This is a genomic window from Erythrobacter sp. (assembly GCF_023653175.1).
Taxonomy (GTDB): Bacteria; Pseudomonadota; Alphaproteobacteria; order Sphingomonadales; family Sphingomonadaceae; genus Erythrobacter.
In genome coordinates this window covers 1-24,179 of sequence record NZ_JAMNXL010000032.1, presented here as the reverse complement: position 1 = coordinate 24,179, position 24,179 = coordinate 1, and the positions used below count along the sequence as shown (strand labels likewise).

21 protein-coding genes are annotated in these 24,179 nt (G+C 65.3%); 14 read left to right on the top strand and 7 right to left on the bottom strand.

Annotated features, from left to right (window positions below; genetic code table 11):
- On the top strand, positions 1-597 hold a 597-nt coding region (locus NBV68_RS05875), incomplete at its 5' end, for a hypothetical protein (protein ID WP_296307989.1).
- Between the two features lie 201 nt (positions 598-798).
- Here the strand turns inward: NBV68_RS05875 and NBV68_RS05870 are convergent.
- Positions 799-1,038: a hypothetical protein gene (locus NBV68_RS05870; RefSeq protein ID WP_296307987.1), complete on the bottom strand. Its 240-nt coding sequence runs from the start codon at positions 1,036-1,038 to the stop codon at positions 799-801.
- Between the two features lie 428 nt (positions 1,039-1,466).
- On the opposite strand from NBV68_RS05870, the gene NBV68_RS05865 reads away from it, so the two are divergent.
- Complete coding sequence (locus NBV68_RS05865; RefSeq protein ID WP_296307985.1) at positions 1,467-3,167, top strand: retron Ec67 family RNA-directed DNA polymerase/endonuclease; 1,701 nt, start codon at positions 1,467-1,469, stop codon at positions 3,165-3,167.
- A gap of 45 nt (positions 3,168-3,212) precedes the next feature.
- Here NBV68_RS05865 and uvrA read toward each other — a convergent pair whose 3' ends face one another.
- From uvrA to NBV68_RS05850, 3 genes are all read right to left on the bottom strand, one after another.
- Positions 3,213-6,119 (bottom strand): excinuclease ABC subunit UvrA, encoded by a 2,907-nt coding sequence (gene uvrA / locus NBV68_RS05860; protein ID WP_296307983.1) that lies wholly within the window; start codon positions 6,117-6,119, stop codon positions 3,213-3,215.
- Between the two features lie 136 nt (positions 6,120-6,255).
- The gene (locus NBV68_RS05855) at positions 6,256-8,394 is read right to left on the bottom strand and encodes a tetratricopeptide repeat protein (RefSeq protein ID WP_296307981.1); all 2,139 of its coding nucleotides are present in this window, start codon (positions 8,392-8,394) and stop codon (positions 6,256-6,258) included.
- 72 nt (positions 8,395-8,466) lie between these two features.
- Positions 8,467-9,069 carry a toll/interleukin-1 receptor domain-containing protein gene (locus tag NBV68_RS05850; protein WP_296307980.1) on the bottom strand — a complete coding sequence of 201 codons (603 nt, stop codon included), beginning with the start codon at positions 9,067-9,069 and terminating at the stop codon, positions 8,467-8,469.
- 590 nt (positions 9,070-9,659) lie between these two features.
- On the opposite strand from NBV68_RS05850, the gene NBV68_RS05845 reads away from it, so the two are divergent.
- From NBV68_RS05845 to NBV68_RS05835, 3 genes are all read left to right on the top strand, one after another.
- On the top strand, positions 9,660-9,953 hold the full coding sequence (locus tag NBV68_RS05845; protein WP_296307978.1) for a hypothetical protein: 294 nt from the start codon (positions 9,660-9,662) through the stop codon (positions 9,951-9,953).
- 68 nt (positions 9,954-10,021) lie between these two features.
- The gene (locus NBV68_RS05840) at positions 10,022-10,813 is read left to right on the top strand and encodes a hypothetical protein (RefSeq protein ID WP_296307976.1); all 792 of its coding nucleotides are present in this window, start codon (positions 10,022-10,024) and stop codon (positions 10,811-10,813) included.
- Positions 10,814-10,845: 32 nt separating this feature from the next.
- On the top strand, positions 10,846-11,094 hold the full coding sequence (locus NBV68_RS05835) for a hypothetical protein (RefSeq protein WP_296307974.1): 249 nt from the start codon (positions 10,846-10,848) through the stop codon (positions 11,092-11,094).
- Between the two features lie 3 nt (positions 11,095-11,097).
- Here NBV68_RS05835 and NBV68_RS05830 read toward each other — a convergent pair whose 3' ends face one another.
- Genes NBV68_RS05830 through NBV68_RS05820 form a run of 3 tightly spaced genes read right to left on the bottom strand, consistent with a single transcriptional unit; the run spans position 11,098 to position 13,717 of the window.
- Positions 11,098-11,847: an ABC transporter ATP-binding protein gene (locus NBV68_RS05830; RefSeq protein WP_296307972.1), complete on the bottom strand. Its 750-nt coding sequence runs from the start codon at positions 11,845-11,847 to the stop codon at positions 11,098-11,100.
- Entirely contained in the window at positions 11,847-12,845 is a 999-nt protein-coding gene (locus NBV68_RS05825; protein WP_296307970.1) for an iron ABC transporter permease, read from the bottom strand. The genes NBV68_RS05830 and NBV68_RS05825 overlap by 1 nt, the downstream gene beginning before the upstream one ends.
- On the bottom strand, positions 12,842-13,717 hold the full coding sequence (locus NBV68_RS05820; protein WP_296307968.1) for an ABC transporter substrate-binding protein: 876 nt from the start codon (positions 13,715-13,717) through the stop codon (positions 12,842-12,844). The genes NBV68_RS05825 and NBV68_RS05820 overlap by 4 nt, the downstream gene beginning before the upstream one ends.
- 138 nt (positions 13,718-13,855) lie before the next feature.
- On the opposite strand from NBV68_RS05820, the gene NBV68_RS05815 reads away from it, so the two are divergent.
- From NBV68_RS05815 to lpdA, 9 genes are all read left to right on the top strand, one after another.
- Positions 13,856-15,010 carry a cell wall hydrolase gene (locus NBV68_RS05815; protein WP_296307966.1) on the top strand — a complete coding sequence of 385 codons (1,155 nt, stop codon included), beginning with the start codon at positions 13,856-13,858 and terminating at the stop codon, positions 15,008-15,010.
- Between the two features lie 134 nt (positions 15,011-15,144).
- Positions 15,145-15,486, top strand: a complete 342-nt coding sequence (locus NBV68_RS05810) for a hypothetical protein (RefSeq protein WP_296307965.1) — start codon at positions 15,145-15,147, stop codon at positions 15,484-15,486.
- 265 nt (positions 15,487-15,751) lie between these two features.
- On the top strand, positions 15,752-16,714 hold the full coding sequence (gene mdh / locus NBV68_RS05805) for a malate dehydrogenase (RefSeq protein WP_296307963.1): 963 nt from the start codon (positions 15,752-15,754) through the stop codon (positions 16,712-16,714).
- Complete coding sequence (locus tag NBV68_RS05800; RefSeq protein ID WP_296307962.1) at positions 16,698-17,177, top strand: hypothetical protein; 480 nt, start codon at positions 16,698-16,700, stop codon at positions 17,175-17,177. The genes mdh and NBV68_RS05800 overlap by 17 nt, the downstream gene beginning before the upstream one ends.
- Positions 17,178-17,187: 10 nt before the next feature.
- Entirely contained in the window at positions 17,188-18,078 is an 891-nt protein-coding gene (sucD, locus tag NBV68_RS05795) for a succinate--CoA ligase subunit alpha (protein ID WP_296307960.1), read from the top strand.
- Between the two features lie 67 nt (positions 18,079-18,145).
- The gene (locus NBV68_RS05790; RefSeq protein ID WP_296307990.1) at positions 18,146-20,941 is read left to right on the top strand and encodes a 2-oxoglutarate dehydrogenase E1 component; all 2,796 of its coding nucleotides are present in this window, start codon (positions 18,146-18,148) and stop codon (positions 20,939-20,941) included.
- A 54-nt stretch (positions 20,942-20,995) separates the two neighbouring features.
- Positions 20,996-22,231 carry a 2-oxoglutarate dehydrogenase complex dihydrolipoyllysine-residue succinyltransferase gene (odhB, locus tag NBV68_RS05785; protein ID WP_296307959.1) on the top strand — a complete coding sequence of 412 codons (1,236 nt, stop codon included), beginning with the start codon at positions 20,996-20,998 and terminating at the stop codon, positions 22,229-22,231.
- A 14-nt stretch (positions 22,232-22,245) separates the two neighbouring features.
- Positions 22,246-22,740 (top strand): DUF1877 family protein, encoded by a 495-nt coding sequence (locus NBV68_RS05780; protein ID WP_296307957.1) that lies wholly within the window; start codon positions 22,246-22,248, stop codon positions 22,738-22,740.
- Between the two features lie 19 nt (positions 22,741-22,759).
- Positions 22,760-24,166 (top strand): dihydrolipoyl dehydrogenase, encoded by a 1,407-nt coding sequence (gene lpdA, locus NBV68_RS05775; RefSeq protein WP_296307956.1) that lies wholly within the window; start codon positions 22,760-22,762, stop codon positions 24,164-24,166.
- Positions 24,167-24,179: the final 13 nt, after the last annotated feature.

Genomic DNA, 24,179 nt, shown 5'->3' with positions numbered 1-24,179 from the left:
GCGGGGATCTACCTTGCCGCGGGGCTCATCCCCGTCAGCTTCGGCCTCTTCGCTCCGCAACTCGGCCTCCCGCTGGCCGAGGGCGAGGCCTTCCTCCCCTCCCTCGCCAAGGCGCTCTTTCCCGACTGGCTGCTGATCATCTTCACCGGAGCGCTGGTCTCGGCGATCCTCTCCTCGGTCGATAGCGCTCTGCTCGCGGTCTCGGCGGTGGTCACCGAGAGCGGGTACAAACGCTTGAATCCGAACGCTTCTCCCCGCGCCCTGCTGCGTGCCGCGCGGTGGGCGACGATCGCCGCGGCGGCGCTGGCGGCGGGGCTGGCGCTCTCGGGAGAATCGCTGCGGTCGCTGGTGATGGACGCCGGCGCGATCGGCGCGGTGCTCGCGGTGCCGATCATCGCCGGGCTCGCCGGATCACGCGCGCGGCTTGCCGCCCTTGCCGCAATTGTGGTGCAGATGGCGAGCCTCGTGGCGCTCGACTGGGTGCTGGAGGTGCCGGGCGCCTTCCTGTGGATGCTGGCGAGCGGCACGCTCACCTTTGCCGCCGTGGCCGCGTGGGAGCGCCGCAGGCCTGCCCCGGAGACGCCGACGACCGGGTGACGCGCCCGCGACGGGGCGGTGACGACCCGCCGACGACCGGGCAACGACATTCGACCACATGGCGACGAGTGCGCGCAAACCGGCAGCATGCGGCGGCCGGATCGCGGCAGTGTTTTTCTATATCAGAGAGTTACCCGCAAGGGACACGGTGGCCCCGCGCATTTCGCCCCAGCCCTCCACCGACCGCCCCCGCGCCGCGCCTCACCGCCCCCCGCGCCACCGCGGCCCCATCACCACCCGCTCATTGGCGAGGATCGCCGCGCGGGCCTCATCGCTCATGGGAGGGTTCCCCCCGATCCGCCCCGCATCGAGATGCGCCTGCCACTCGGCGACAAACGCCCGCCCCTCGGGATCGAGCAGCCGGGTCGGCGCGCTGGGCAGCTTCTGCCCGGGATCATAGGGCGGCGACGGATCGGCGGAAGCTTCATTGATGCGGCTCATGCGCGCGGGCTCCTTGCGAGGGGTGCAAGTTCTTTTCGGGAGCGCCGCCGCTGCCCGCCGCCCCCTCGAAGCCCCCGAGCCCCCTCCCCCGCTCCTCGCACCCGGCGAGGGCTGGCGGGAGCGGACCGCGGCGCGAGAGAGGTGGAGCGCAGAGCCGACGCCTGCGCGGGAGGGTACAGGGGGTTTGGGGGTGTAGGAAAGGGCTTGTCAGGCAGCATGCCAGAAACACAAAGATCCCAACGAGATGCAAATTGACATGAGTAGTCAATTTCGCGATTATCCCGCTAAGTCCGTAGGCAGAACCTTCCGCTGTGTTTCGCAGCGTTTGAGAAGTGCGTTACCACCGCTTGCTGCCTTACGAGGCCATGATGGTGGAAATCCTTGAATGATAATCGATCGACGATCGCATAGGAGTGCCTACGGACGATATGCTTTCTGATCTGCAAGCCTGCAAAAATTCTTATGACTTAGGCGCTTTGTTAGATATTCAGCCAAAGCATCTCACATATTTGCTTTTCATTCTTTCTGAAGAGCACCGTTACACTGAGGTCTGCTTAAGCAAAAAAAATGGCGGCACTCGGCTTATTTCCGTCCCCAACGAGAGCCTGAAAAGCCTCCAAAAGCGACTCTCAAAAGTCCTCTACGAATGTCAGTATGAGATCGATCAAAATCATAGACCGCGCAGATCGTATGGTTTTGAGAAGAAGCGTACCATTTACGATAATGCTCATGAGCACATCGGGAAAAGGTGGGTTTTCAACATCGACCTGCAGGATTTTTTCCCAACCATAAACTTCGGTCGTGTGCGAGGTTTCTTCATAAGCAACCGCAGCTTTGCTCTAGATCCTAAAGTTGCAACCCTGGTCGCACAAATCTGCTGCTACAAAAATCAACTACCCCAAGGCGCAGCAACGTCGCCGGTTGTTTCGAATTTGATTTGCGGCAGCTTGGATTTCAGATTGGCTAGATTAGCGCGTCGCGCGAGATGCACTTACTCCCGCTACGCAGACGACATCACCTTTTCAACTAATCAAAAAACATTTCCATCTTTGATTGCAAAGGCATCCTCGTCTGACCAAGGCTGGGAACCAAGCGACGAGCTAGACGCACGAGTGAAGTCGGCAGGATTTGTCATCAACCCTACCAAAACTCGCCTGTCATCGCACGACAGCCGCCAACTCGTCACCGGACTTGTTGTAAATAAGAAGGTGGCCATACCTCGAGAAACTTACAAAGCGTCCCGCGCTGCCGTGCACGCGATGCTTCGTAATAAAGATTGGTTCTTGCCGCGATTCACAGACAGCTATCGCTGGAATTGCACCGATGAAAGCCCGACCACCGACCAGCTTGCTGCTCTCGAAGGTCGACTGAGCTACCTGTTCCAAATTTCGGACCGCTCCGACGATCGCGAAGTGAACCCCAAATTCTACAATCCTTCGGCCATTGCAAGAACCTATTCTGATTTCCTCTATTTCAAGTATTTGGTGAAACCTTCACGCCCTCTGATTATCACAGAAGGCATTAGCGACATCTTCTATATAAAGGCCGCCCTTCTCTCAGCAGATAAATCTTTGAATTTACTTGTCGACCATAAGGCGGCAGCCGATAATGAAATACTTATTGATTTCTTCAACTTCCCTAAAACAGCATCAAGAGTGATGGGAATTCCTGGTGGATCTTCAAATTTCAGCGTTTTTTTAGAACGGCACAGAAATTTTGTTCGGAGGCTTTCAACTAACTACAACCGACGTCCAGTCTTAATCGTACTAGATAATGATTCTGGTATCGGATCCGCTCAAAAGGTTATTAAAGACGTCTACAAAATAGATATAAGCACGAAGATCGAATCAAATTTCTTCAAATTGGAAAAATCTCTATATGTTGTCAAAACTCCGCAAGCGCCGCCAAAGATAGAAACTTCTATCGAGGATTTTCTCGATCCAGTCGCACTGAATGTGAACTTAGGAGGTAAGACTTTTTCTTCGCAAAAAGATTATGACACGTCAGCGCACTTCGGGAAATTCATTCTCGGGAGCCACATTTTGAAGAACTTCGAAAAATATTCGTTCTCTTCTTTTGATCCGATTTTAGATCGCATTCGAGCGGCGCTTGATGACGCAATTGCCTGACGGGGCACCGCATCCTTCGAGAAGCGCAGCGCAGGTCGTCGTTACCTACCGAGTGAGCAGCGGCGCCAGATACTGCCCCGTGAACGACCGCGGCTCCTTCACCACCTTCTCCGGCGTGCCCTCGGCCACAATCTCCCCGCCGCGCACCCCGCCCTCGGGGCCGAGGTCGATGATCCAGTCGGCGGTCTTGATCACGTCGAGGTTGTGCTCGATCACGACGACCGAGTTGCCCTGCTCCACCAGCCGGTGCAGCACTTCGAGGAGCTTGCGCACGTCCTCGAAATGCAGGCCGGTGGTGGGTTCATCCAGAATGTAGAGCGTCTGGCCGGTCGAGCGGCGGGCGAGTTCCTTGCCGAGTTTGACGCGCTGCGCCTCGCCGCCGGACAGGGTAGTCGCCTGCTGGCCGACTTTCACGTAGCCGAGGCCGACCTCGTTGAGCATCCGCATCTTCTCGCGGATCGGGGGGACGGCCTTGAAGAACTCCTCGGCATCCTCGATCGTCATGTCGAGCACGTCGGCGATCGAGTGGCCCTTGAACTTCACCTCGAGCGTTTCGCGGTTGTAGCGCTTGCCGTGGCATTCCTCGCAGGTGACGTAGACGTCGGGGAGGAAGTGCATCTCGATCTTGATGAGGCCGTCGCCCTGGCACTTCTCGCAGCGGCCGCCCTTGACGTTGAAGGAGAAGCGCCCGGGCTTGTAGCCGCGCGCGAGGCTTTCGGGGAGGCCGGCGAACCAGTCGCGGATCTGGGTGAAGGCGCCGGTGTAGGTGGCGGGGTTGGAGCGCGGGGTGCGGCCGATGGGGGACTGGTCGATCTCGATGACCTTGTCGCAATATTCGAGCCCGGTGATGGCGTCGTGCGCCCCCGCGATGACCCGCGCGCCGTTGAGCACGCGGGAGGCGCCGGCTTGCAGGGTGTCGATGGTGAGCGAGGACTTGCCGCTCCCCGAGACCCCGGTGATGCAGGTGAAGGTGCCGAGCGGGATTTTCGCCGTGACGCCCTTGAGGTTGTTGGCGCGCGCGTTCTTGACCACGATGTGGTGCCCGTTGCCCTTGCGCCGCTTCTTCGGCACCTCGATCTTGCGCTTGCCGGTGAGGTAGTCGGCGGTGAGGCTGCCCTTGGCCTTGAGGATCTGCTTGAGCGTCCCTTCCGCGACCACCTCGCCCCCATGCACCCCGGCGCCGGGGCCGAGGTCGACGATATGGTCGGCGGCGCGGATCGCGTCCTCGTCATGCTCGACGACGATCACCGTGTTGCCGAGGTCGCGCAGGCGCTTGAGGGTTTCGAGCAAGCGGTCGTTGTCGCGCTGGTGGAGGCCGATGCTGGGCTCGTCGAGCACGTAGAGCACGCCTGAGAGGCCGGAGCCGATCTGCGAGGCGAGGCGGATGCGCTGGCTCTCGCCCCCGCTGAGGGTGCCGGAGGTGCGGTCGAGGTTGAGGTAGTCGAGCCCGACATTGTCGAGGAAGCCCAGCCGCTCGTTGATCTCCTTGAGGATGGCCTTGGCGATCTGGCTTTGCTGGGCGGTGAGGTGTTCGTCGAGCCCGAGGAACCACGCCTTGGCGTCCGCCACGCTCATCTGCACCGGGGTGGCGATGTCGGTCGGCCCGGCGGCGCTGGGGATCTTCACGCTGAGCGCCTTCTCGTTGAGGCGCTTGCCGCCGCAGGTCTCGCAGGCCTGCGCGGTCTGGTACTTGGAGAGTTCCTCCTGCATCCACGCGCTCTCGGTCTGCATCATGCGACGGTTGAGGTTGCCGATCACGCCCTCGAACGCCTTGTGGACGGTGTATTCGCGGCGCCCGTCCTTGAAGGTCAGCGGCACCGGCAGCCCGCCCGTGCCGTGGAGGATGATGAGCTTCTGTTCGGGCGCCAAGTCCTTCCACGGGGTCGTCAGGTCGAAGCCATAGGCCTTCGCAAGGCTCGCGAGCACCTGCATGTAGTAAGGCGAAGGCGGGTTGGACTTGGCCCAGGGCACCACCGCGCCCTGCTTGAGGGTGAGCGCCTCGTTGGGGACGACAAGCTGAGGGTCGAACAGCATCTTCTCGCCGATCCCGTCGCAGGCCGGGCACGCGCCCTGGGGGGCGTTGAAGGAGAACAGCCGCGGCTCGATTTCCTCAATCGTGAAGCCGCTCACCGGACAGGCGAACTTTTCCGAGAACACGATGCGGTTGGCGGGCAGCCCCGCCCCCTTCATCGCGCCGCCCTGCGCCTCACCCTCGCGCCCCGGCACCACGCCATCGGCGAGATCGACATAGGCGAGCCCCTCGGCCAGCTTCAAAGCCTGCTCGAAGCTGTCCGCCAGCCGCGTCTCGATCCCTTCGCGCACCGCGATGCGGTCAACCACCACTTCGATGTCATGCTTGAACTTCTTGTCGAGCGTAGGCGCTTCCTCGATCGGGTAGATCTCCCCGTCGATCCGCACGCGGGTGAAGCCCTGCCGCTGCCATTCGGCGATTTCCTTGCGGTATTCGCCCTTCCTCCCGCGGACCACCGGGGCGAGCAGATAGGCGCGCGTGCCTTCGGGCAGCGCCATCACCCGGTCGACCATCTGGCTGACGGTCTGCGCGCTGATCGGCTCGCCCGTGGCGGGCGAGTAGGGCGTCCCCACCCGCGCCCACAGCAGGCGCATGTAGTCATAGATCTCGGTGACGGTCGCCACGGTCGAACGCGGGTTGCGGCTGGTCGTCTTCTGCTCAATCGAGATTGCGGGGCTGAGGCCGTCGATATGCTCGACATCGGGCTTCTGCATCATCTCGAGGAACTGGCGCGCATAGGCCGAGAGGCTCTCGACATAGCGCCGCTGCCCCTCGGCATAGATGGTGTCGAACGCGAGACTCGACTTGCCCGATCCCGAAAGCCCGGTGACCACGATCAGCGCATCGCGCGGCAGATCGATGTCGATACCCTTGAGGTTGTGTTCGCGCGCACCGCGCACGGAGATGGTGGTGAGGCTCATGGGAGGGCTGTGTTCCGGAAATGTTCGCGTGGGTCAAGGGTGCGCGGGGCGGGCATGCCCGCAAGCAGGGCGGAGATGGGGATCGAAGCGTGCCGGTGCAACGGACGAGCGCGCGATTGGTGCCCCGGTGCGGGCGTCAGGAGGGGGCGGAGGCGTCGAGGCAGTGCTCGGCGAGGGCGGCGTCGATCCGGGCGAGGAGGTTGGTGGCGTTGCCATGATGGAAGGGCATATGTTTGGGAGTAAAGACTGCCAGCGCCGCAATAACTGCCGAACGCGCTTCGGTGAGATGCTTACACCGCAATCCAATTTCCAACTGCGAGAGCGCTTCGAAGGCAATCGCCAGGTTTGTTTGCGCCGCTGCCCATTGGGCAGGCATGGCATCGCGGGTTTGCTCCTCAAGCGCGGCGCGATAGGCCTCCACAGCCTCGCCCAGCAGCGCGACCCCCGACGCCCCACCTTGGTGTTGACCTTGCACCTGTAGCGCAATGCCCAAATTGTTCTGCGTCATTGCCCAATTTGCGGGGTGTGCATCTCGGGTGTAGACCTCCAGAGCCGCACGATAGGCCGCCACCGCATCACCCTGCGGCGCAATCCCCGCTGTCCAGCCAAGAAGTTCGCCCTGAGCTTTAAGCGCGTTGCCCAAATGGACCTGCGACTCCGCCCATAGTTCACGTAGATCGTTGCGGGTGCAAACCTCCAGCGCCGCACGAAAAGCAGCCAATGCCTCTGTCACAAGGTCAAAGCCAGCCACACCAAGCTGACGCTTGCACTGCGAAAGATATAAAGCACCAAGATTGTTCTTCGCCCGCGCCCATTGAGCAGGTAGAATTTCTTGATCGCATACCTCCAACACAGCGCGATACGCAGTCGCTGCCTCGGCAAATAGTGCGTCCCCTTCGACCTCGCCGCAGCGCTCTCCCTGCAAGCGAAGCGCAGTGCCGAGATTTCCTTGTGTCGTCGCCCAATTGGCGCGAAACTCATCGCGAGCATATACCTTGAGCGCCGCACGAAAAGCCGTCACAGCCTCAGCCAAACGCGCGATCCCCGCCTCTCCTGCGCTGCGATCACCCAGAACCCCGAGCGCAGCGGCTAGATTGTTCTGAGTCGCCGCCCACGCAGCAGGTAGATCATTGTACGTGCGAAACTCGAGTGCTGCGCGATAGGCAGCGATCGCTGCCTCCATCGCTCCGCCCGCGAACTTTTCGCCAAAGTCGGTCAGCGCCTTGCCGGCAGCATTGAGTAGGTCACCGCCCGCCTCGGCATCGAACAGCGCCAGCTTGTGCCCCGCATCCATCCACACCTCCGCCGCGCCCTGCCAGTCGCGCTTCAGCATGCGGGCCTGCGCCTGCCCGACGGCATATTCGGCGCTGCGCCGCATGCCTGCGGCGATGCGCTCATCCTCGACCGCGCGCATTTCGCCGAAAATCCGGTCAGCGGCATCGTGATCATAGGCCGCCAGCGCCGCTTCGGCGTCGGCCTTCAAAGCGGCGATGCGGTTGTCGGCCACTAGGACGGCGTCGAGCTGCGCGGCGAGAGCATCATGCTTGCGTTTGTAGTCGCGCAGATCATCGTAGAGTTCGGCCTGCGACGTGGCTGGATTGAGTTCGAGGATGGCGGTAATCTCGCGGCCCAGGACTTCGATGGGAATGCCAAGCTGGCTGCTGAGCATCGCCTTCAGTTCGGCAAACTGCGCGTCCTGCGAGGCAAACCCCGCCTCCACCGTCCGCTCGATTCGCTGCAAGTGCTGCGGGATCAACAGCACCACTTCCTGCGTCAGCCGCAGCATGAACGGCTCGACGCTCTTCGCCTCGGTCAGCGCGCCGGTCACCACAGCCAGCGCGAATTCGCGCGCGGCGGGGACGCGGATATCGCTGGTTTCGCTGAAGATCGGGTTGCGCGCGGCGAGGCGGTCGACAATCAGGCGCGCGGCGTAGGCGGGGAAATCCTCGTCGTCATAGGTGGTCTTGGCGAGTTCGGCGACCGGCGGCACGCATTCGGCGAGGTGCTGAGCCATCGCATTGTCGGCTGCGCGGATATCGGCCTCGGCGCCGGGGTTACCTGCCGTCCACTGCTTGAAACCCTTGCCCACGCGCTTGCGGACGCGCGCCAGCAGAGCATCGCTGCCCACGCCGTCCTGTTCGCGGGCTGCGCCCCACAGCCGCATCAACCCCGTCGCCGCGACCGCCCCTCCGACAACTTTTTCCGGATCGAGCGTAGCAAGACCGACGCACCCCAGGGCCACTGCCGCTAGTTTTTCCTCGCAGACCCAGCTCATTGCGATTTGCCTCCTGCCACAACCAAGCTGATGCTAAGTGCCCCGCCGTGCAACCTAAAACCTTGCCCGCATTTATAGAAATGCGGGCTCGGTGCTCGCAGGGACAAGCTCATCGCGGCGGACCAGTTCGTCGAGCCCGGTGCCGAGCATCGCCGCGGCGAGCTTCAGGTGCGCCATGCGCTTGCCGTCACCGCTGTCGCGCGCATCGGCGGCGAGCGGGGTGTCGAGCGCAATGTCGGTGACCGCGCCCTCCGCGTCGACAAGGTGGGTGAGCGCCTTGGGGAAGCACTCGTTGTCGGGATCGCCCGGCTCGCCGCCAACGATCAGGGCGAGCACTTTGGATGGATCGCGATGGGTCTTGAACCACGCGATCTCGCGATTGACCCATTTCGACTTGGCCGATGTGGCCGAGCAGACCACGATCAGGAATTCGCTCGAAGCCAGCGCCGCCTCGACCGCCGCGCCGATGCTGGCACCCGCGGCTTCCTCCTCGCGGTCCTTGAACAGCGGGTGGAGGCGGGCGGGCACCGGGCCGTGGGCGCGTTCCGCGCCGATCGGCGCGCGCGGGGTGCGGTAGGTTTCGATGGCGTGCTGGAGCCACTTGCCCCATTTGGCATCGGCCCAGCTATAGCTGATGAACGCCTTGTAGCGGAACGTGCTCCCCGGATCGCTCATGCCGAACCCCCAAGCTGCCCGCCTTGCGGGGGGCATGTCGCTCCCCTCCCCCGCGGCCAGGCCGGAGCGGAGGCTAGGGCGAATTGGGCGAATAGGCAAACATACGTGGCGGCCAGCGGAAAGGCGGGTGCGGCGGGGTTGGAGCGAAACCCCGGCAAGCGCGCGTGGTGCGGGAACAAAGTGGCTTTTTTCCAGTGTTTTGGCGCAGAATCGCCTTCCCCTACAGAAAATCTGAAGTCGTCAACGGGCCGCCCTTCTGCCAGATGAAGGGCCTCCCCGCAGAGCTGGCCGGGTCCCTTCGAGGGTCGCAACCTGGCCCGTCCGGCGGGAGCCCGCTAGAGGACAACAAGACAGGCGGGTGAAGCTTTCCCGGGGCTTTACCCGCCGCATGTCGGCCTCACCCGCCCGCAACCAACCCTCGCCTTCCCGGCTCGCCCGGCCATTGCGTCCCCCAAACCTCGCAATCGCTTGGCAAGTCGGGCTTTTTGTGATTGTCTTGTCATCGGGCCATTGCGGGGGAACAGGTCATATTCAGGGGGGTAGCCTTTTCAGTCCTGGCGGCAGCGCTCTGCGAGGGATGCACCGTCACTTTGCCGGCCGAGGGCCCGACCCGCGAGATCGTCTCGGTCGGGATCACCCGTATCGTTGTTCCCGAACGCAAGGGCAACATGATCGCCTTCCGGCGCAGCAGTCTGGGGCTCGGCTTCGGCGATGCGACAGCGTCTGCGGCATGGCTCGGGTTCGATCACAGCGAATGGGTGATCGCCGATCCCGCCCAGTGCCAGATGCTGGTGGTGATCCGCGACGACGTGGAGGCCGAAAGCGCCGCGCGCATTCTGGAATCGTTGAAGGGGGAAGACATATGCTACGTCAAAGACATGTAGGGCTGCTTGCTTGTGCGATGCTGCCGCTGTTGGGGGGGTGTGTGCAAGCCACGCGGCACTCGAACACGATGGTGTTCGGCACAACCACGACGGTGGGCGTGAAAGTCGGACGCGACGTGCACCAGATGCCTAGCGTGCTGATCGCCTATGATCGGCAGGAAGCGGTGATCATGCCGTTGCTGGCGAACACTGGCGAGAAGCCCGGGAGCCAGAACATGCTCACCCCCTGTGCACCGGCAACCGAGATCACGACAACGAGCGGCACGCCCCCCACCATGACCTGGCAGAAGCTGAACGACGAGATTACTTTCGGCAGCGACGGAAAGGCGAGCGTGCACCCCTGCAAATTCGTCGGTGTCCGCGCGGTCGGGAATGAACTACTAGTTCAAGACAGCTACTCTGTCCTTGCCAGTTTCGGTGCAAAGCTGAAGGGCAATGCGACGGGCAATGAAGCCACTGCTGGACTTGCGCAGTATTTCGCGACGGGCGTAGCTGCACAGCTCCTAGCAGCATCGGGCGGCGCGGCCGTCGTCTCTGTCAGCGATGCCGCAGAACGGTCAGCGGATAGCCCTACAAGCAGCAACGCAGCGGCAGCAGTGCTAGGCGCCACAACCTATCCGCCTGGAACAGGCAAGAAGGAAGAAGAAGCCCGAACCAGCCTTCGGTCCCGGATATCAGGATTGACCGACGCCGAAACCAAGCAAGCGATGCCAGCATTCATCGACAGCCTTCCGATCTCCGATCGGCAGAAGACAAAGTTCAAGCAGGCGTGCCAGACGAAGGACGGTTGCATCACGTTCATCGACAGCAACGGCCAGCTCATCGAAGGCATAACTGCCGAAGATGTCAGCAAGATTTAGAGGCAGACGATCCAAACGGCGGGAGAATTTAGATGGCTGAATTCGATATCAAAAGCTTCTCGTCCGAGGATGTGGCAAAAAGCTACTTCAAAAACGTTATCGTTGAAGACTCGGGTAAGGCAGGCTTTATCATCAAGGCTGCCAGCAACGTCACTTATCAGCACGACAATGGCACTATCGAGGATATCGGCCCTGACAAGGAGGTCTATATCGTGGTTCGTGTGGCACCCGGAACCAAGATTGAAGCCGACCAGATCATGATCGAAAGCAAGATCGCCTGATCTTCAGCTGGCAGGCGGATTAGCCACCAGCCCCCGCCGCCCCGGCTCGCCCAGCCACTGCGCGCTGACCCCCCAGACGCGGGCGATGACCTCTGCGGCGAGCGCCTCGGCGGGCGGCCCTTCGGCGACAAGGCGGCCCTCGTGCAGCACCAGCACGTGATCGGCGTGGTTCATCGCCAGCGCCAGATCGTGGAGCACGATGGCCACCCCCTGCCCGGCGCTCGCGCAGGCCTTGAGGTGCGCGATCAGCGCCAGTTGATGCGCCAGATCGAGCGCGGCGAGCGGCTCGTCGGCGAGGATCCAGCGAGGCTCTCCGGCAAGCACACGCGCCAGCAGCACCCGCGCGCGCTCGCCGCCGGAGAGCCGACTGACAGGGCGGTTGCGCAAGCTCTTCAGATCGAGCGCGGCGAGCGCCGCCGCGACCGCTGCGGTGCCGCGGTCGCGCCACGGCAGGCGGCCGAGCGCGACGAGGCTCTCCACGCTGACGTCCCAGGCGACGTCGGGGCTCTGCGGCAGGTAGCCGATCGCCTGCGCCCGGGCGCGCGGGGCCAGCGCGCCGAGCGGCCGGCCATCCAGCGTGACCGCGCCCCCGGTCGGCTCCAGCAAGCCGGCCAGCGCCAGCAGCGCCGAGGACTTGCCCGCACCATTGGGGCCGACGATGGCAGTGATCCGCCCCGGCGCGAGTGCGGCCGTGAGCGCGCTCACCACCTCCCGCCCGCCGCGTGTCACGGTGAGGTTTTCCGCTGCCAACATCACAGCCTCCCCCGCCGCATCTGCACCAGCAGCCAGCCGAAAAACGGCGCACCGATCAGCGAAAGCGCGATGCCGAGCCGCAGCTCGGTGACCAGCGGCAGAACCCGCACAATGCTGTCCGCAGCCAGCACGAGGCAGGCGCCCGCCAGCGCGCTCGGCAGGATCAGGCTCGAGGGAAGCCGGTCGGTCAACGGGCGCACCAGATGGGGCACGACGAGGCCGACGAAGCCGATGATCCCGGCCACCGCCACCCCTGCGCCAACCGTGAGGCCGATGCCGATGACGAGCAGCAGCAGCAGCCGCCGCGACTCCACGCCCATCGAGCGCGCCGCCGCCTCGCCCAGCGTCAGCGCGTCGAGGCTCCTGGCCGCCAGCGCCAGCACGCCGATCCCGGCGAGGGTGAGCGGTGCGGCAATCCACACCTCGCGCCACGAGCGGTCGGTCAGCGCGCCGTTGAGCCACAGCACGATCTCGGACAGCGCGAAAGGGTTGGGCGCAAGCGTGATGGCCAGCGCGGTGAGCGCGCCGGCAAGGCTCGCCAGCATCAGCCCGGCGAGGGTGAAGAGCGCGATCCCTCCGCCTGTGCCCCCTGCCCCGTCATGCGCGGTGCGCCCCGCGATGAGCGCGAGGCCGGCCATGCCGAGCGCCGCCCCGCCGAGCGCCATGATGGGCAGGCTCCACGCCGCCAGCAGCGGCGGCAACAGCGGCGCGAACCAGAAGCTCGCGACCGCGCCCAGCGCCGCCATCGGGGCGATGCCGAACAGGCCCGGATCGGCGAGCGGGTTCCTGAGATAGCCCTGCATCGCCGCGCCCCCAGCGCCCAGGCCTGCGCCAATCACCACCGCCAGCACCGCGCGCGGCAGGCGCAGCTCGGCAAGGATCAGCGCGGCGTTCTGCGGCGTATCGCCGAAGGGCGAAATCCACACGCGGCCCGCCAGCAGCGAGAGCGGCACCAGCACCGCCAGCAGCGCGGCGAAGACAAGGCTCGCGCGGTTCACGGACGCGCCTCCACTGCCCGCCGGATTTCGGCGAGGCGGGCGCGGGCACGCAGGATCGTCGGTCCGCCGCAATAGATCAGCGAGGGATCGAAGGCGGCGATATGCGCCCCCTTCAGCTGCCCCGCCAGCAGCGGATGGCGCTGCCCCGCCGCATCGCCCGCCACCAGCAGCACCTGCGGCGGATCGGCGAGCACGCTCTCGAGGCTCACCCGGTCGGCCTGCCGCAAGCCCCGGCGCGCAGCGTCGCTCGCAAAGCCCGCCTCGCGCAGCAGTTCGGAGACGAGGGTCTGCTCGCCCGCGACGATCTCGCCCGGTTGCCACAGCAGCGCGTCGACGGGCGGGCCGGAGGGCCTTGCCGGGCGGGCAGCGATGCGCGCGGCGAGCGCCTCGCCCTCTCCCCCGCGGCCCGCCAATGCCGCTACCGCGCGCACCTGATCGGCGCTCTCGGCGATGCTGGTCGGGCTGCCGAAGGTTTCCACCCGGAGCCCCGCCCGCTCGAGCGCGGAGCGGGTCGACTGGGGCAGGAAGATCGATGCGAGCACCAGATCGGGCCGCGCGGCGATCACCTCCTCGGCCGTCCCGCCGGTGACACCGTATCGCGCGGCGGTGGCGGCCGGGATCGAGCTGGACGCGGCATCGCGCGAATAATGCGACAGCGCGAGCACCTGGGCAGGCGGCGCGATAGCGACGAGGATGGCATCGAGGCAGGGGTTGAGGCTGACGATGGTGGGATGCGCGGGCGTGGGCTGCGCGGGGTGTTGCGGCGCGGTCGGGGCGGCGGGCGCACAGGCGGCCAGCGCAAGCGCCAGCACTGCCAGCAGCACGCCGCCGCATCGGCCCCTCAGCCCTGTCGTGATGCGATCCCGCGCCATATCCCGTGGGGCAAGGCGATAGGCTGGCGAACCTGGACAAGCAACGCTTTAACCTGCCGCGCGCGGGTGTCCGGAAACGGGACGCTGGCCTGCGGCGGCCTCGCCCCGGCGCGCACCCGCGCGTAAGCGGAGCCGACCATGGCCCGCCAGCGCACACTTTTCGTCGACACCTCAGGCAACATCGCCCCGCGCGTGCGCCGCCGCCGGGTGCTGACGGGCATCAACCTGTTCTCGAAGACCGCCCGCAAGCGTCTTGCGGTGCTGTTCGCGGCGATCGCCGTTCCGGCAATGGCGGCTACAGGCGGCATGGGCGGCAATGTGGGCAGCCTCCCCGGGCCTGCGGTCGAGAGCACCGCCGCGCTCGCCACCCGCCAGGCCGCCGCGGCCGCGCTGCCCTTCGAGCGCCCCGGCATGAGCTTTCCGGGCTCGGCCTATTACTACATGGCCGACCCTGCCGGCACCGCGCTGGTCGCGCTGCCGACCGATGACCCGCTGGCGCAAGGCGCGGAGAGCGGACGCGAGCTCGGCGCGCTCATCGATGTCGGCGCGGCGGCCAAGCCCTTCTACATGCCCGCCGCCGGCATCTCGCATCTGCGCGCCTCGGAATGCCTCGCGCAGGCCGTGTGGTACGAGGCCGCCAGCGAAAGTGAGGCCGGGCAGCGCGCGGTGGCGCAGGTGGTGCTCAACCGCGTCGCCCACCCGTCCTGGCCGTCGAGCGTGTGCGGCGTGGTCTATCAGGGTTCGGAGCGCTCGACCGGCTGCCAGTTCACCTTCACCTGCGACGGCAGCCTCGCACGCCGCCCGTCTGGCGCGAGCTGGGCGCGGGCGCAGCGCCTCGCCGACGAGGCATTGAACGGCAGCGTCTATGCCCCCGTGGGCCTCGCGACGCACTACCACACGCTCTGGGTCAATCCCTACTGGGCGAGCAGCCTCGACCATATCGGCACGATCGGCGCGCACCGCTTCTACCGCACCCGCGGCGCGAGCGGATCGGCGGCGGCGTTCAGGGGCGGCTATGCCGGGTTCGAACCGGTGGTGAGCGGACGCACCACGCCGCTGCCTGCGGGCGCGGGCCCAATGGTGCCGGCAGGGCCGCCTGCGGCGAGCTCAGCGGGGGCTCTGCCGGCGATCGGCTACGACATCGCTCCCGTGCGCGAACGCAAGCAGGGCGTGGCCGCAGCTCCCCCCGCACCGGGCGAGCCGGTCGCCGGCACAGGATCGGTGAAGCCCGAATATGCCCGCGCCGGGCAGTGGAAGGCGCAGCCCGGCCCCGGAACCGCGCCCGCCAACTAAGGCCTCAGGCGAAACAAGGTTAAAACTGCCGAAACCCTGTTGTCACACCAAGCCTTAGCGGCGGGCCGCTAGGGGATTGTGACCCGTCCGCGCAGTTTTCTTGCGCAGGCCAACAAGCAGGAAACCCACGCCCCATGTCCGTCCGCTTCGCTTCCGCCAATCACCCTGCCCGCCGTCTGGGCTGGCGCGCCGCAGGGCGCGGGCTGATCGCGCCGGTGCTGGCGCGGGCGGCGAATGACAACCGGCGCGAGGGCAGCGCAGAGGCTCCGGCCGGCACTGCCTTCGATCCGCTGCTCGCCGATGCCTTGCGGCATTTCGCGGTTCACGGACTGGCTGCGGCCGAAGTCGCGGTCGATCTTGCCGCCGAGGCGCGGAAGCGCGGCGATGCGAATGGACAAGACCACTGGCTCGCGATCACGCAGATGTTCGACCGTCGGCTGGCGGCGCGCGCCGGCCGGGTGCTCGAGCCGGCCTGAGCGCCGCGGGGCCCTTCCCTTACGGCAGCTGCGCTACGGTGTTTCCCTGAGGGGGTGATCCGAACCATTATTGCAATTGCAAACTATTTGCAAAGATAGTTTCCGCATCAGACTTTTTGACGGTTGCATTCCCCTTTTCAGCGGCCTACCGCGCCTTGTGTAACGGGTGCCCAGCCGCTTGGGACGGGAGGCAGGCACCAGCGCCACTTGCCTTTGGGCGCGCCCCATAACTTCGTCCCGACGGATCAGGGAAGGAAGTCCACACATGGCCCGCAAGAAGATCGCCCTCGTCGGCGCCGGCAATATCGGCGGCACGCTCGCACACCTCGCGGCCTTGAAGGGCCTTGGCGACATCGTCCTGTTTGACGTGGCCGAGGGCATTCCGCAGGGCAAGGCGCTCGATCTGTCGCAGTGCGGCCCGGTCGAGGGCTTTGACGCGAGTATCACCGGTTCCAACGACTATGCCGACATCGCGGGCAGCGACGTCGTGATCGTCACCGCGGGCGTGGCGCGCAAGCCCGGCATGAGCCGCGATGACCTGCTCGGCATCAACTTGAAGGTCATGAAGGCCGTGGGCGAAGGCATTGCCGCCAACTGCCCCGATGCCTTCGTGATCTGCATCACCAACCCGCTCGACGCGATGGTGTGGGCGCTGCGCGAGTTCTCGGGCCTCCCCGCCAACAAGGTCGTCGGCATGGCCGGCGTGCTCGACTCGGCGCGCTTTGCCACCTTCCTCGCGTGGGAATTCGGCGTCAGCGTCAAGGACGTGAACGCCTTCGTGCTTGGCGGCCACGGCGACACGATGGTGCCGGTGCTGTCCTACTCGACGATCAACGGCATCCCGGTCGCGGACATGGCCAAGATCAAGGGCATCTCCGAAGACCGCCTCGGCGAAATCGTCCAGCGCACCCGTTCGGGCGGCGGCGAGATCGTCGCGCTGCTCAAGACCGGCTCGGCCTTCTATGCCCCCGCCACCAGCGCCATTTCGATGGCCGAAGCCTACCTCTACGACCAGAAGCGCATCCTCCCTTGCGCGGTGCAGGTTGACGGCAAGTACGGCGTCGACGGTCTCTATGTCGGCGTGCCGGTGGTGATCGGCGCGAACGGCGCGGAAGAGGTGATCGAGATCAGCCTTTCGGACGAAGAGAAGGCCAACCTCCAGGTCAGTGTCGACGCGGTCAAGGAACTGCTTGAGGCCTGCAAGGCGCTGGATGGCAGCCTTGCCTAAGCTGTTCCTGCCTGCCGTGATCGCCGCCGCAGTGCTGGGGTCTTCTGCCAATGCGCAGGAAGACCCCTCAGCGTTGGTGCGGGCGATGGAGGGCGCAACCACCTGCGTCCTCGCGGCAGGCAAAAAGGGCGCGGACCGTTCGAAATTCGACGGCAGCGCCGAATGGGAAAAGCAGGACGATGGCAGCTATCTTGCAGCCAAAGGCCTGCCTGTGAAGGTCACCTTCCCGGCTGATCCTGATGGCGTATCACGCATCTGCGTGGTCGAAGCCACGCTGCCGTCGCCGGACCAGCAGAAGCAGATGCGCACCGCCTTCGAGGTGCTGCTCAAGAAAAAGCCGATCGAACAGAAGGACAGTCTCGTCTGGATGTTCGGCGGTGGCAGCAATGCCCGCGGCCTCCAGTTCTTCACGGACAATTCGTCCGACCAACCCAAAATCCGCCTCATCGGCGCCGCCTTCTAGGAGCTACTGAATGTCCATCCTCGTAAACAAAGACACCAAGGTCATCACGCAAGGCATGACCGGCAACACCGGCACCTTCCACACCCAGGCCGCGCTCGATTACGGGACGCAGATGGTCGCGGGCGTGACCCCGGGCAAGGGCGGCACCACCCACATCGGCCTGCCGCAGTTCAACACCGTGCGCGAAGCCAAGGCCGCGACCGGCGCGACAGCTTCGTGCATCTACGTTCCGCCGCCGTTCGCCGCTGACGCGATCTGCGAAGCGATCGATGCCGAGATCGAACTGATCATCTGCATCACCGAAGGCATTCCGGTGCTCGACATGGTCCGCGCCAAGCGCGCGCTGTCGGGCTCCAAGTCGCGCCTCATCGGCCCCAACTGCCCCGGCGTGCTGACGCCGAACGAGTGCAAGATCGGCATCATGCCGGCCAATATCTTCAAGAAGGGCTCGGTCGGCATCGTCTCGCGTTCGGGCACGCTCACCTATGAGGCCGTGCACCAGACCACCATGGCGGGCCTCGGCCAGACCACCGCGGTCGGCATCGGCGGCGACCCGGTCAACGGCACCAACTTCATCGACGTGCTCGACCTGTTCCTCGACGATCCCGAGACCGAGTCCATCATCATGATCGGCGAAATCGGCGGTTCGGCCGAAGAAGAGGCCGCCGCCTTCATCAAGGCCGAACGCGCCAAGGGCCGCGCCAAGCCGATGGTCGGCTTCATTGCCGGGCGCACCGCCCCTCCGGGTCGCCGCATGGGCCACGCGGGCGCGATCGTCAGCGGCGGTCAGGGCGGCGCGGAAGACAAGATCGCGGCGATGGAAGATGCGGGCATCCGCGTCTCGCCCTCGCCCTCGCTGCTCGGGGAAACCCTTGCCGCGATGCTGAAAGAAAACGCCTGAGTTAGCGACTACCGCCCCCTCGCCGCGTAGCGAGGGGGCATCCTTCCTCCTCCCCAGGAGTCCCATGATGGGCAACGAACCGCAAAACTTCATCCCCGCCTTCACCGATCAGGAAGGCCCGCAGCCCGGCCCTTCGTGGGCGAAGCGCGGCTGGCTCGACACGCTCGCGGACAGCGGCGCGGATCTTACCGCGGCGATGGACCCGACCGAGATGAAGCTCGCGGTCAAGCAGGCGGCGAAGGACGCCGGCAAGCCGACCGATCCCAAGGCGGTCGAAAAGGCCGCAGCGCTCTCGATCGCGGCGATGACGCTCGTTCGCCTCTACCGCGTGCGCGGCCACATGGCGGCGGACCTCGATCCGCTGGGCCTCAGCAACCGCGAGGGCCCAGCTGACCTGACGCTCGAATGGCACGGCCTTGCAGGCAAGGAGAACGAGGACGTCTATGTCGGCGGCGTGCTCGGCATGGAATGGACCACGGTGGGCAAGCTCCACCAGCGCCTGCGCGAAGTGTATTGCGGCAAGGTCGGCCTCGAATACATGCACATCGCCGATACCGAGGAACGCCGCTTCCTCCAGGACAAGTTCGAAAGCCCGGGCGAGACGATCCAGTTCACGCCTGAAGGCAAGAAGGCGATCCTCGCCGCGGTGCTGCGCGGGGAAGGCTACGAGGAGTTCCTCGCCAAGAAGTACGTCGGCACCAAGCGCTTCGGCCTCGACGGCGGCGAATCCATGATCCCGGCGCTGGAAGCCGTGATCAAGCACGGCGGCAGCGCGGGCGTGCGCGAGATCATCTACGGCATGGCCCACCGCGGCCGGTTGAACGTGCTCGCCAACGTGATGGCCAAGCCCTACCGCGTGATCTTCCACGAATTCTCGGGCGGCTCGGCCAACCCCGATGATGTCGGCGGTTCGGGCGACGTGAAGTATCACCTCGGCACCTCGACCGACCGTGAGTTCGACGGGATCTCGGTGCACATGAGCCTCGTGCCCAACCCCTCGCACCTCGAGACGGTGAACCCGGTGGTGCTCGGCAAGACCCGCGCGCAGCAGGCGATCCGCGACGATCTGAAGAAGAAGGATCAGGTGCTCCCGGTGCTGATCCACGGCGATGCGGCCTTTGCAGGGCAAGGCGTGGTGTGGGAGAGCCTCTCGCTCTCGGGCGTCCCCGGCTACGACACCGGCGGCTGCGTCCACTTCATCATCAACAACCAGATCGGCTTCACGACCTCGCCGAAGTTCGCGCGGTCCTCGCCCTATCCGAGCGATGTGGCCAAGGGCGTGATGGCACCGATCCTGCACGTCAACGGCGATGATCCCGAAGCCGTGACCTTCGCCTGCAAGCTCGCAGTCGAATATCGCCAGACCTTCCACCGCGACGTGGTGATCGACATGTGGTGCTACCGCCGCTTCGGCCACAACGAGGGTGACGAGCCCAAGTTCACCCAGCCGGTGATGTATGGCAAGATCGGCCAGCACCCCAAGGTCAGCGTTGCCTATGAAGCGCGCCTGATCCGCGAGGGCGTGGTCGAACCCGGCACGCGTGACCGGATCGCGGGTGAATTCACCGCGCTGCTCGAAGAGGAATTCGAGGCGGGCAAGAGCTACAAGGCCAACGAGGCCGACTGGTTCGGCGGCCGCTGGGCCGGGCTCAACAAGCCCGCCGACCCGGAAACCGCGCGCCGCTCGGTCGAGACCGCGATCGAGCCCAAGGTGTTCGACGCGCTCGGCCGCGTGTTGACCGAAGTCCCCGCCGATCTCGAGGTCCACAAGACCCTCGACCGTGTGCTCACCGCCAAGCGCGAGATGTTCGCTTCCGGCGAAGGCTTCGACTGGGCAACCGCCGAGGCGCTCGCTTTCGGCAGCCTCGTGATGGAAGGCTACGGGGTGCGCCTGTCGGGCCAGGATTCGGGCCGCGGCACTTTCTCGCAGCGCCATGCCGTGTGGGTCGACCAGAAGTCCGAACGCAAATATGTGCCGCTCTCGACCCTGCCCCATGGCAAGTTCGAGGTGCACGATTCCACCCTGTCGGAATACGGCGTGCTCGGCTTCGAATACGGCTTTGCCATGGCCGATCCCAAGAGCCTCGTGTTGTGGGAGGCCCAGTTCGGCGATTTCGCCAACGGCGCGCAGATCATGATCGATCAGTACATCGCGTCGGGCGAGAGCAAGTGGCTGCGGGCCAACGGCCTCGTGATGCTGCTGCCGCACGGCTACGAGGGACAGGGCCCGGAGCACTCCTCCGCGCGGCTCGAGCGGTTCCTGCAGCTGTGCGCCGACGACAATATGTGCGTGTGCAACATTACCACGCCGGCGAACTACTTCCACGTGCTGCGCCGCCAGATGCTGCGGAGCTTCCGCAAGCCGCTGATCATCATGAGCCCCAAGTCGCTGCTGCGTCACCCGATGGCGAAATCGGTGCGCGATTCCTTCCTCGGCGAGCGGCAGTTCCGGCGCATCCTCTCCGATCCGGCCGAGATTGCGGACGAGAAGGTGCGGCGTCTGGTGCTGTGTTCGGGCAAGGTCGCCTATGACCTGATCGAGGCGCGCGATGCGGCGGGGCTGGATGACGTCTCGATCGTCCGCATCGAGCAGCTCTTCCCCTTCCCCGGCGACCCGCTGGCGCTGCGGCTCGGGCGCATGACCGGCCTCGAGGAAGTCGTGTGGTGTCAGGAAGAGCCGCGCAACAACGGCGCGTGGTTCTTCGTCAATGAGCGGATCGAGGAATCGCTGGCGAAGGCCGGGCATGCGGGCAAGCGGCCGAGCTATGCCGGACGCGACGCCGCCGCCTCGCCCGCGACAGGCCTCGCCAGCCGCCACAAGGCCCAGCAGGAGGCGCTCGTCGCCGCCGCGCTGGGGCTTTGAGCGGCCCGCCCCTTCTTCACACGAAATATATCCAAATTTCAGGAACCCATCCCAATGGCCACCGAAATCAAAGTCCCCGTCCTCGGCGAATCCGTCACCGAAGGCACGATTGCCGAATGGCTCAAGCAGCCCGGTGACGCGGTCGCGGTCGACGAGCCGATCGCCAGCCTCGAAACCGACAAGGTCGCGGTCGATGTGCCCTCGCCGGTCGCGGGTGTGATGTCCCAGCACGTGGTCGCGGTCGGCGACACGGTCGAGGTCGGCGCGGTGATCGCGATCATCGAGGACGGCGCGAGCGCACCAGCGCCTGCGCCCGCCGCCGCTCCGGCAGCCGCCAAGGCGGAAACCGCTGCTCCGGCAGCGAGCGAGGAACTCCTCACCCCCGCCCAGACCATGTCGCCTGCAGTGCGCCGTGCGGTGCTGGAGCACGGGGTCGACCCTTCCACCATCAAGGGCACCGGCAAGGACGGCCGCCTGACCAAGGAAGATGTGCTGGCGGCCGCTGAAGCCCGCGCCAAGGGCCCGGCGACCCCGGCGCCTGCGCCCGCGCCTGCCGCTGCCCCCGCAGCCCCCGTCGCATCGGGCGGCGCGCGCGGCACCGAGCGGGTCAAGATGACCCGCATGCGCCAGACCATCGCCAAGCGCCTGAAGGCCGCGCAGGACAATGCGGCGATGCTCACCACCTTCAACGACGTCGACATGAGCGCCGTCATCGAAGCGCGCGACAAGTACAAGGACCTGTTCGCCAAGAAGCACGACATCCGCCTCGGCTTCATGGGCTTCTTCGCCAAGGCCGCCTGCCTCGCGCTGAAGGACGTGCCGAGCGTCAACGCCTATATCGACGGCGATGAGATCATCTACCACGACTATGTCGACATCTCGGTCGCGGTCAGCGCGCCCAATGGCCTCGTCGTCCCCGTGATCCGCGATGCCGACAAGAAGGGCTTTGCCCGGATCGAGCAGGACATCGCCGATTTCGGCGCGCGCGCGAAGGCGGGCACGCTGACGATGGAGGACATGACCGGCGGCACCTTCACGATCTCCAACGGCGGCGTGTTCGGCAGCCTGATGAGCACCCCGATCATCAACCCGCCGCAGAGCGCGGTGCTGGGCCTCCACCGCATCGAGGATCGCGCCGTGGTTCGGGGCGGCCAGATCGTGATCCGCCCGATGATGTATCTCGCCATGTCCTACGACCACCGCCTGATCGACGGGCGCGAGGCGGTGACGGCGCTGAAGATCATCAAGGAAGCAATCGAGGATCCGACCCGGATGCTGATCGACCTGTAAGAGGAGCACAGCCGATGGGAATGGTGTGGGTAGCCAGACTGGCGAGCGACAGTGAGGTCGCAGCGGTGCGCGCCGATCCTGACAGCGCCTATGATTTCATCAATCCGGAAGAAGGCTGGGAAACCGCGCCGATCATCGATCTCGACAAGGAATGGCACGCACTCCATTTCCTGCTGACCCAGTCGGCCGGCTCGACTGACAGCCCTCTGAGTATCATCCTCGGCAAATTCGAGGAAATCGGCGAAGATAATGGCTACGGCCCGGCATTCCTGATCCCGGCAGAGGCGTGGCAGACCTTCTGCGACGCTGCTGCCGCTCTGGATGAGGCTGCACTCACGCAACGCTATAATCCTAAGGCGATGGTCGACGAACACGTCTACATCGCCGATATGTACCTTGAGGAAGGCGATGACGGCCTGGCATTCCTGACCGATCGCCTCAACGAATTGCGCGAATTTGCGGCAAAGGCCGCAGCCGGGGGCCTGAGCGCCCTTGCGGTCATCACCTGATACCGGAGACCCTCCGACAATGTCCGAAGCTTCCTACGACTACGACGTCCTCATCATCGGTGCCGGCCCCGGCGGCTATGTCGCGGCGATCCGTGCGGCACAGCTCGGGCTGAAGACCGCCTGCGTGGAATCGCGCGCAACGCTGGGCGGGACGTGCCTCAATGTCGGGTGCATACCTTCGAAGGCGCTGCTCCACGGCTCGGAGCTGTTTGACGAGGCCCGCAATGGCCATTTCGCCACCTGGGGCATCACCGCCACCCCGACGCTCGATCTGGGCCGGATGATGGAGGAAAAGACCAAGGCCGTGGGCGAGCTGACCGGCGGGATCGAGTTCCTGTTCAAGAAGAACAAGGTCACCTGGCTCAAGGGCCATGCCGCGTTCGAAGACGCCCACACCGTCACCGTCGCGGGCGAGAAGGTCACTGCCAAGGACATCGTGATCGCCACCGGCTCCAGCGTCACCCCGCTCCCCGGTGTCCCCGTCGACAACGCGGCCAAGCGGATCGTCGACAGCACCGGCGCGCTCGACCTTGAGGAAGTGCCCGAGCACCTCGTGGTGATCGGCGGCGGTGTGATCGGCCTCGAACTTGGCTCGGTCTGGCGGCGCTTGGGTGCCAAGGTCACCGTGATCGAATTCCTCGACCAGTTGCTCCCCGGCATGGACGGCGAGGTGCGCAAGGAGGCGCAGAAAATCTTCAAGAAGCAGGGCATGGCAATGATGCTCGGCCAGAAGGTGACCGGCGCTGCCGTGGACGGCAAGACCGTCACCCTCACCGTCGAACCCGCTGCGGGCGGCGAGGCGCAGACCGTCACCGCCAGCCACGTGCTCGTCGCGATCGGCCGCCGCGCCAACACCGATGGCCTCGCGCTGGATAAGGCCGGCCTTGCCGTCAACAACCGCGGCCAGATCGAGATCGACCACGATTTCGCCACTACCGTCCCGGGCATCTGGGCGATCGGCGATGTCGTCCCCGGCCCGATGCTCGCCCACAAGGCCGAGGATGAGGGCATCGCGGTTGCCGAGAACATCGCCGGGCTTACGGGGATCGTGAACCACGATGTGATCCCCAGCGTCGTCTACACCGCGCCCGAGATCGCAGGCGTCGGCCTCACCGAGGAGCAGGCCAAGGAGCGGGGCCTTGCGGTCAAGGTCGGCAAGTTCCCGATGATGGCCAACAGCCGCGCCAAGGCCAACCGCGACACCGACGGTTTTGTGAAAGTCATCGCCGATGCCGCGACCGACCGCGTGGTCGGCGTGTGGATGATCAACAGCCTTGCAGGCACGATGATCGCCCAGGCCGCGCAGGCGATGGAATTCGGCGCCACCTCCGAGGACATCGCCTATACCTGCCACGCCCACCCCACCCATGCCGAAGCCTTCAAGGAAGCGGCGATGGCGGTGACGGGCAAGCCGATCCACATGTGATGCGGCGCGGGGG

Excerpts from the sequence above, each read along its gene's own strand:
- sucD (WP_296307960.1), top strand. The coding sequence starts at position 17,188 with ATGTCCATCCTCGTAAACAAAGACACCAAGGTCATCACGCAAGGCATG.
- NBV68_RS05865 (WP_296307985.1), top strand. The coding sequence starts at position 1,467 with ATGCTTTCTGATCTGCAAGCCTGCAAAAATTCTTATGACTTAGGCGCT.
- NBV68_RS05810 (WP_296307965.1), top strand. The coding sequence starts at position 15,145 with ATGTCCGTCCGCTTCGCTTCCGCCAATCACCCTGCCCGCCGTCTGGGC.
- NBV68_RS05780 (WP_296307957.1), top strand. The coding sequence starts at position 22,246 with ATGGGAATGGTGTGGGTAGCCAGACTGGCGAGCGACAGTGAGGTCGCA.
- lpdA (WP_296307956.1), top strand. The coding sequence starts at position 22,760 with ATGTCCGAAGCTTCCTACGACTACGACGTCCTCATCATCGGTGCCGGC.
- NBV68_RS05790 (WP_296307990.1), top strand. The coding sequence starts at position 18,146 with ATGGGCAACGAACCGCAAAACTTCATCCCCGCCTTCACCGATCAGGAA.
- NBV68_RS05815 (WP_296307966.1), top strand. The coding sequence starts at position 13,856 with ATGGCCCGCCAGCGCACACTTTTCGTCGACACCTCAGGCAACATCGCC.
- NBV68_RS05855 (WP_296307981.1), bottom strand. The coding sequence starts at position 8,394 with ATGAGCTGGGTCTGCGAGGAAAAACTAGCGGCAGTGGCCCTGGGGTGC.
- mdh (WP_296307963.1), top strand. The coding sequence starts at position 15,752 with ATGGCCCGCAAGAAGATCGCCCTCGTCGGCGCCGGCAATATCGGCGGC.
- uvrA (WP_296307983.1), bottom strand. The coding sequence starts at position 6,119 with ATGAGCCTCACCACCATCTCCGTGCGCGGTGCGCGCGAACACAACCTC.
- NBV68_RS05840 (WP_296307976.1), top strand. The coding sequence starts at position 10,022 with ATGGTGTTCGGCACAACCACGACGGTGGGCGTGAAAGTCGGACGCGAC.
- NBV68_RS05830 (WP_296307972.1), bottom strand. The coding sequence starts at position 11,847 with ATGTTGGCAGCGGAAAACCTCACCGTGACACGCGGCGGGCGGGAGGTG.
- NBV68_RS05820 (WP_296307968.1), bottom strand. The coding sequence starts at position 13,717 with ATGGCGCGGGATCGCATCACGACAGGGCTGAGGGGCCGATGCGGCGGC.
- NBV68_RS05800 (WP_296307962.1), top strand. The coding sequence starts at position 16,698 with ATGGCAGCCTTGCCTAAGCTGTTCCTGCCTGCCGTGATCGCCGCCGCA.
- NBV68_RS05850 (WP_296307980.1), bottom strand. The coding sequence starts at position 9,069 with ATGAGCGATCCGGGGAGCACGTTCCGCTACAAGGCGTTCATCAGCTAT.
- NBV68_RS05835 (WP_296307974.1), top strand. The coding sequence starts at position 10,846 with ATGGCTGAATTCGATATCAAAAGCTTCTCGTCCGAGGATGTGGCAAAA.
- odhB (WP_296307959.1), top strand. The coding sequence starts at position 20,996 with ATGGCCACCGAAATCAAAGTCCCCGTCCTCGGCGAATCCGTCACCGAA.
- NBV68_RS05870 (WP_296307987.1), bottom strand. The coding sequence starts at position 1,038 with ATGAGCCGCATCAATGAAGCTTCCGCCGATCCGTCGCCGCCCTATGAT.